At 44.2% G+C, this 373-nt stretch carries 1 protein-coding gene; it reads left to right on the top strand.

Annotated features, from left to right (window positions below; translation table 11 throughout):
• A partial coding sequence (locus tag HC176_RS17550; protein WP_167920295.1) for an SDR family NAD(P)-dependent oxidoreductase occupies positions 1–357 on the top strand: 357 nt, incomplete at its 5' end.
• Between the last annotated feature and the right edge of the window lie 16 nt (positions 358–373).

Below are 373 nucleotides of genomic sequence, written 5' to 3' on the forward strand. Positions count from 1 at the left end.
CACATGCTGAGAACCGGATCGGGTCACCTGGTGGTCATCAGTAGCATTACCGGCAAGTTTGGGTTTCCAATGCGTACTGCCTATAGTGCGTCCAAGCATGCGCTCCAGGGATATTTCGAAGCATTGCGGGCTGAACTGGTTAATGACAATATCCCGGTAACAATTATTTTACCGGGAAGGATAAATACAAATATTTCGAAAAATGCGCGAACTGCAGACGGACAATCCTACAATAGGATGGATGAAGGACAATCTCGTGGGATGCACGTTGATAAATGTGCAGCCCTGATCGTGAAGGACATCAAAAAAAACAAAAAAGAATTGCTGGTTGGCCAAAAAGAATTGCTTATGTTTTAAATCCGACGATTCTTCC

The organism is Tamlana crocina, from assembly GCF_012037625.1.